This window comes from Sphingopyxis sp., from assembly GCF_016463645.1.
GTDB lineage: Bacteria > Pseudomonadota > Alphaproteobacteria > Sphingomonadales > Sphingomonadaceae > Sphingopyxis.
This window is the reverse complement of record NZ_JAEMQX010000159.1, coordinates 1-7,416: the sequence shown is the minus strand read 5'-3', so window position 1 is coordinate 7,416 and position 7,416 is coordinate 1. Positions and strand designations below refer to the sequence as shown.

Below are 7,416 nucleotides of genomic sequence, written 5' to 3'. Positions count from 1 at the left end.
AAAGGGGGTCCCTCTTCGACGCCGATCGGGGGTCCCTTTTGAACGCCGTTTGACACGCGGCATCGGGCTGACGCAATTCTCGGGCGACGGAATCACGACGATCGAGGTGATCAAGGCGCCGACGCCTGATCGCGACGGCGACGCGATCGGCGGTATCGTCAACGTCGTCACGCGCAGCGCCTTCCAGCGCAGCGGACGCGAAATCAGCGTCGACGTCGGCGGCATCTACAGCGATCTTCCCGAGAAGTTCGGCCATGCCGTGACGGCGCAATATTCCGACCTCCTCAGCATCGGCGGTGGCGACCGGAACTTCGGCATCAGCGGGACGATCAGCAGTTACCAGACCGACCGCTATTCGCTGAACCGCGACATGGATTGGGTTCAGGTCACCCCCGCGAACAATCCGGCACTGAACCTCGGCCAGATTTCGGACCCCGTCTGGTTCATGGAGGCATCGCACTGGGAATATGACACGCGCGTCACCAAGACGCTGACAGCGAACCTCAATCTCGACTTCCGGACCGACCCGTTCAATTCCTTCTATGCGCGCATGTTTTATAGCAACGCCAAACGCCGCGGCGTGAAATATGAAACCGACATCGACATCGATACACGGTTCCAGGATGCCGTCGGCGGCCGCAAGACTTATGAGGAACTGACGCCCGACTATGGCCGCGGCTCTCCCGGCGACGATGGTTCGCGGGCCTCGCGCGGCTGGATCGGTACCGAGGACGATCGCAAGGCCGACCTTTACTCGATCAACCTTGGCGGCCGTCACGAAAGCCCGAACAGCCTGCTCACCTATGATTTCTTCTATTCGCGCAACAAGCAGACGACGACAAACGACAATGAACTGAACTTCCTGATGGAGCCCGACGATCCGTGGCTCCAGTTCGAATATCACCTCGTCAACCCGTCGCGCGGTCAGGTCATCATCAACGAACTCAGCGGCCGCGATCCAACCGACCTTTCGCTCGTCACCGAAGGCGAGTTGATCCTCAACAATTCGGTGCGTACCGAGGATGTGTTCAGTGCGCGTGCCGACTTCGAGCGCAAATTCGACTTCGGCCGCAGTGCCTTCACGGTGAAGACCGGCGCCAAATATTACCGCAGCACGCCGCGCTTCGACCAGGTATCCGACGTCTATTCGATGGATGACGCATTCCCCTATGCGCAGGTTGTGACGCCGAACAATGCGGTCATTCTCGGCGGAACCAAATATTTCGACGTCAACCCGGCAAAGGGCGTAGCCCTGCTAAGGAGCAACCCCGACCTGTTCAGCTTCGAGGAAGAGGATTCGCTCGAAGACAGCTATTTCGAGGATTATGATGCGTCCGAAGAGACCGCAGCGGGATATGTCATGGGCACATGGCGCCTCGGCGGTCACAGCGTCATCGGCGGCGTGCGCTATGAACATGTGAACTGGAAGAACACCAACTATCAGGTCAGCTACCTCGACGGCAACCCGAGCTTCGAGGAGGTGAAGCAAGGCGACTCCTACGGCTATTGGCTGCCCAGCATCCATTTCCGCCACGAACTCGCGCCCAATCTCATCATGCGTGAAAGCTACAACCGCAGCTACGGCCGGCCGCGCCTCAGCGAGCTGACCGCCGGGCGCTTCGTGAACGAGGACGGCGATATCGCCGACGGGAACCCGAACCTCAAACCCGCTCTCTCGGACAATTTCGACGCGCAGATAGAATATTATACCGACAGCGGCGGCCTCTACAGCGTCGCGGTCTTTTACAAGAATGTGAAGAATTTCTCCTATACGCAGGTCTATAATTTCAATGACGTCGATGCAGGCGGCATCCCGATCTTCGATCCCGAGGGCGACTTCGAATATGAGGTGCCGCTCAATGGATCGACCGCCAAGAATTACGGCATCGAGCTCATCGCGCGGCAGCGCTTCACCTTCCTGCCCGGGGCGCTGCGCGGGCTGAGCGCGAGCGTCAGCGCGACCTTCTCGGACAGCGAGGCGACCTATCCCAATCGCGACGACGACCGCAAACTGCCCGTTCCCGGCTTCTCCAAGTTTCTGTTCAATGCCTCGCTCGAATGGGCCTGGAAGGGCTTCGAGATCCGCGGCGATTACATCTACCGCGACGATTATGTGGAAGGCCTCGGCGACAGCATAGAAAGCGACGAGTTCTATGCTGCCGAGAAGCGCATCGACGTGCGTGCTGCGTATAGCTTCACGAAAAACCTCAAGGCCTATGCATCGGTCACCAATTTGACCAACGAACCCCAGGTATCCTACTCGGGATATCGCCAGTTCGTCGAGGATGCGAGCCTGACCGGGCGGAAATTCCGCTTCGGCTTCGAATATAAATTCTGATCGAGGAAATAACGATGAACAAGAAAATCCCGCTGTCCCTTTTACTGCTGCTCGCTACCGCCGCCGTCCTTCCCGCCGCAGCTCAGACGGCCCCGACCGAGACGGCGGCGGGCGCGCAAACGCCCGCCAAAGCGAAGAATATCATCGTATTTCTGGCCGATGCCGGCGGCGTGCCGGTTATCAATGCCGCCAGCCTCTTGGGATATGGCGAGCCGCAAAAGCTGCGCGTCCAGCAATGGCCGCACCTCGGCCTCAGCGAAACCTCGCCGGTCGACCAGTTCGTCTCGGATTCGGCCAACGGCATGTCGTCGATCATGACAGGCGTAAAGACGCGCAACGGCGTGATCAGCCAGGGCCCCGACGCCGCACGTGGCCGGCAGGACGGCACGCCGACCAAGACGCTTCTCGAGTATGCCGAGGAGCGCGGCCTGCTCACAGGCGTGATCACCACGCAATCGATCGCCGACGCGACGCCAGCCGCAGCCTACGCCCATTCGAACGATCGCAAGACGTGGGGAACGATCTTTCCCCAGGCCTTCACGCCGCGCTTCGGCGACGGGGTCGACGTGATGTTCGGTGCCGGCCGCTCCAAGATCGGCGAGCAGCTCGTCGCTGCGGGTACGAGCTTCGACAAACTCGGTCAGACGCACAACAGGCCGATCTATTCGACGCTCGATCAGGTGCCGGCTGCGAACCTTCGCCCGGTCGTTGTCGGCGACCGGATGGACGTCCACGTTGCAACGCTGAAGGCACTCGATATCCTGCAGCGTTCGCCGAAGGGCTATTTTCTCGTGGTCGAATGGGACGCCCACACCGACGATCCGCGCGAAGGGCTGCAGAATGTCGTCGATTTCGACAAGCTGATCGCCGAAGTGGAGCGCCGGGTCGACCTCAAGGACACCCTGCTTGTCTTTACCGCCGATCACAGCTTCGGACTGCAGGTCGACGGCGGCCGACGCGGCGAGCCGCTTCTCGAAGGTTATGAAGCCTGGAAAGCGGGTCCGAAGCAGGGGGACATCGTCCGTCTGAAGAATGTGCTGGTGAACGACACCCACACCGGCGAAGAGGTCGCGGCCCTCGCGACCGGCGCAGGTGCCGAACGCGTCCGCGGCTATTTTCCGAACACCTATCTGTTCGACGTGATGATGAAGGCGTGGGGCTGGGCAGCCGACGTCACAGCTGCAAGATAATCCCGCTCCGCCCATCAGCGGTCGGAGCTTGCCTGAACACAAAAAAGGGCCTCGCCTTCAGGCGGGGCCCTTTTCGCATGTGCTGCGCCAATGGTCGCCTCAAATGGCCGCTAGCTAACCGGCAGCCTTCAAGGAAATTTCGTTCAAAGCCGACACCCCTTTCGGCCGTCCAGCGCGCGACTTACGCTAAACCGCATTGCCGCCGGGCCACAGCGCCCGTCAGATCATGATTGGACATCCCTTCGGCAACGAAGCGATCCAGGCTTTCGAGGAGGCGGGGCTTCAAGGTAATCCGTCGCCGCGCCTGATCAATTTCGACAAGCTCGCGTGCTTCGGCTTCGAGAAGGAGCTGGCGAATATGCGCGCGCGAGATTGCGAAGCGGCGCCCGAGCTGTGCCAGCGACAGATCCACGACCGGCGTCGCGCGTCCCGCTACCGCCTTGGCAAGTTCGACCAAGACGAGCACGCCGGCATCGCGCGCCAGGAAGAGCAGGACGTCGGGGTTGCGCAGCAGCACCATCGCCGATTGGGTGAATATTCCGGTCGCGGCCTGCCGCTGGGCCCGCTGAAATTGCCTGTTGCCGCCAAGCGGGAGAACATAATCCGCCTCGCCGAACAGCGCGGCCAGCGGAGCGTAGTGAGCGGTCAGCCAATCCCGGTCATGCTCGATCATCCTGGCCGTCGGGATCAACAGGCGTACTCGCCGGTCCAGCGGGGACACGCGGCTTTCGAGATAGCCTGTCTGCAACAGCCTGCTGACGATATGCTCGATCCGCCTCGGGCTTGCGAGGCCGAACAGCGCGAGCGCTTTTTTGAGATTGCCGATCGTCGGCCATGTTTCCCGGTCATCCTCCCGATAACCGGCCTCCATGCAGATGGCGACGGCGAAAGCGACGATGCGCACGGCCTCCATGAGCAATTTGTTGAGGAACACATCATCGCCGTAAAGAGCCAGCACCCTGTCGAAATAGGTGGCACGTGCTCGCGGAAAATCCGGATGCGAAAGGATCGCATCCGCAGACCAGTAGTCGACCCCGAAATGGGGATCATATACTTTTCCGAAGCCAGCTTCGCTCGCAGCCTTATGTTTTTGCAACTCATATCCTCCAGCCGGTCGCTCCGGTTGGGAAAATCACCTAAAAGCCAGACATCGGAAAATATACGCAAAAAGTTCCAGTGCCAATTCTGCAGGCATTGGCTAGCGAGCCGATTGGGGGAACTGGTGCGCGCGACGTTCGACGAAGCGGTCCGTGCCAGTTCATTGCAAGGGGAGATCATCATGTCGATGCTGCGTTCGTTCGGGTTGTCGTTGCTGCTTGCCGGAACGGCAGGACCGGCCCTCGGCGCCGGTTATGCGCCGGTATCGGACGGCGTCATCGGGAACCTCCGCGTAGCGCCGAAGAACGCCGCGGAGGTCGCAGCGCAATGCGACAGCCGCCTCGACGCGCTGGCGCACCTGCGCGCGCGTGTCGAAGCGATGCCGCACTCGACCGAACCGTTGACACTGCTCGCCGGCTACGACGATCTTTACAATCTCGCGTTCACTACCGCCTATACCGAGCCGTACGTCATCAAGGACACCAGTCCCGACGCGGAGATCCGCAAGGCAGCCGAGGAATGCGTCCAGCGCGCCAGCGCGGCGCTGGTCGATCTCGGTGCGTCACGGCCCATCTATGAACGTCTGCAGGCGGTCGAGAAAGCACCGATTCCGCCGACCCTCCGCCACATGGTGAACCGCCAGCTCGACTCTTACCGTCGCCTTGGTGTCGACAAAGACGAAGCGACCCGGATGCGCATCGGCGAGCTCCAGAATCGCGTCACGGCCGCGTCCATCGAGTTCGAGGGCAATATTTCGGCCGACACCCGCTCGGTCAGCGTCAGCCCCGCCGAGCTCGAGGGCATGCCGCAGGACTGGTTGGCGGCGCATCCGGTCGGCACCGACGGGCTGGTGCAGATCGGCATGATCTATCCCGACGTCATGCCGCTGTCGCGCTATGCCGACAGCGCCGATGTACGAAAACGCGTGATGACGGCGTTCGCGAACCGTGCTTATCCCGCCAATAACGCCGTCCTGCGGCGGATCATCGACGACCGGACCCAATTCGCAGGCCTGCTCGGCTACCCCGACTACGCGGCCTATGACTTCGCCAATCGCATGGCGGGAACGCCGGCCCGGGTGCAATCCTTCCTCGACGAGATCGACGGTGTCGCCCGGCCCATCGGCGAGGCCGAGGCGGCGCGCATGCTGGCTCGGCTGCGCAAGGACGATCCCACGCTCGCTTCGCTGGGATCGTGGAGCAGCGGTTACGCTACGCGTCTCATCCGCAAGGAGGATTATGAGGTCGATCCCGAACAGGTCCGCCAATATTTTGTCTTCGACAAGGTGCAGGCCGGTATCCTCGATCTCACCCGCGACCTGTTCGGCGTCGAAATCCGGCCTTGGGCGACCGAGGTCTGGCACCCCGACGTGGAGGCCTTCGAAATGGTGCAGGACGGGACCGTCATCGGCCGCTTCTACCTCGACATGCATCCGCGCGAGGGCAAGTTCACCCATGCCCAGATGGCGCCGCTACGATTTGGCATCAACGACCGCGTGCTGCCGGTGGCGGTGCTCGAGACGAACTTCCCGAAGGGCCTGATGGAGCATAGCGACGTCGTCACCTTCCTCCACGAATTCGGACATCTGCTGCACTGGATCTTCGCCGGCCGGCAGGACTTTGCGGCGCAAAATCCGATGGAACTGGAAAATGACGTCGTCGAAGCGCCGTCGCAGCTGCTGGAGGAATGGGTGTGGGATTATGACACGCTCAAGCGCTTCGCAACCAACGCGGAGGGCGAACCGATCCCCGCCGCACTGGTCGAGAAGATGAACGTCAGCCGCCGTTTCGGCGAGGCGTTCGGGACGATGCAGCAGCTCGGCTATGCCGGCGCATCGCTCGCCTTTTATTCCGGCGTTCCCGCAGACCGCAATCTGGCCGACGTTTATGACACGGCCTACAATCGCTACGCGCTGGCGCCGAACCCCGAAGGAACGCACAGCTACGCGGCGTTCGGCCATCTCACCGGTTACGGCGCTTCCTATTACACCTATCAATGGTCCAAGGCGCTGGCGAGCGACCTGTTGAGCGAGTTCCGCAAGCATGGCCTGCGCGATCCGGCCACCGCAGGGCGCTATCGCGACCTCGTCCTTGCGCCCGGCGGGTCGGCGTCGATGAACCTGCTCGCGAAAAACTTCCTTGGCCGCGACTGGACGGTCGACGCCTATCGAGCGGAGCTGGAACTGGGCAGGTAGCAAGGTTATCCCGCCATCTCTCCGCTCCACCCCTTGGAGCGACAGGGACGTGCAGCATTATGAACAGAGGGCGATGACCGGCCATGACATCGAGCTATTCAGCGTGCTGACCGTCAATGCCTTCACGCACATTGGTCCAGCACTCGCGGCCGGCGACCACAATCTGCCTGCTAACCGCGGCGCAGCCGTTTCCACCGCTGTCGCTTTGGGCTCTGGAGATCGTCCTGCGGAAGCCTTGGTTGTTGGTGCAATAGCGCGAGGGGTGTCGCTGAACAGGTGATAACGGCTCGCGAAGGCCCGCCACGCCGTGCGGGAACGGTGGCGAGCACCCATTTTCTTGTGCAGCACCCGCAGCGCGTCGAGTCGATGTTCCAGCAAGCATGCGGAAGACATTGTGAGGCGCATGACCTTGGCTCGCCGAGGCACCGAACGAGGTCACGCACATCCGTGGAGGGCAGAAACACTCCCAGACCTGCCACTCGCTCATCCCGAGCACGCAGGACCACACAAGGGAAAGGAGAGTGGTGCCTGGGGACGGGATCGAACCGCCGACACTGCGATTTTCAGTCGCATGCTCTACCAACTGAGCTACCCAG

General features: G+C 61.6%; 5 protein-coding genes. 4 read left to right on the top strand and 1 reads right to left on the bottom strand.

The genetic code is table 11. The features are described 5' to 3' along the window. Positions 1-49: 49 nt before the first annotated feature. Positions 50-2,338 carry a TonB-dependent receptor gene (locus JHC57_RS19960; RefSeq protein WP_294032344.1) on the top strand — a complete coding sequence of 763 codons (2,289 nt, stop codon included), beginning with the start codon at positions 50-52 and terminating at the stop codon, positions 2,336-2,338. A gap of 14 nt (positions 2,339-2,352) precedes the next feature. Next, positions 2,353-3,528, top strand: a complete 1,176-nt coding sequence (locus tag JHC57_RS19955) for an alkaline phosphatase (RefSeq protein ID WP_294032343.1) — start codon at positions 2,353-2,355, stop codon at positions 3,526-3,528. A 181-nt stretch (positions 3,529-3,709) separates the two neighbouring features. On the opposite strand, the gene JHC57_RS19950 is transcribed toward JHC57_RS19955, so the two are convergent. Continuing rightward, positions 3,710-4,462 (bottom strand): hypothetical protein, encoded by a 753-nt coding sequence (locus JHC57_RS19950; RefSeq protein ID WP_294032342.1) that lies wholly within the window; start codon positions 4,460-4,462, stop codon positions 3,710-3,712. Between the two features lie 345 nt (positions 4,463-4,807). Between JHC57_RS19950 and JHC57_RS19945 the strand changes: the two genes are divergently transcribed. After that, positions 4,808-6,820, top strand: a complete 2,013-nt coding sequence (locus JHC57_RS19945) for a M3 family metallopeptidase (RefSeq protein WP_294032341.1) — start codon at positions 4,808-4,810, stop codon at positions 6,818-6,820. Between the two features lie 49 nt (positions 6,821-6,869). Then, positions 6,870-7,100 carry a hypothetical protein gene (locus tag JHC57_RS19940; protein ID WP_294032340.1) on the top strand — a complete coding sequence of 77 codons (231 nt, stop codon included), beginning with the start codon at positions 6,870-6,872 and terminating at the stop codon, positions 7,098-7,100. Positions 7,101-7,416: the final 316 nt, after the last annotated feature.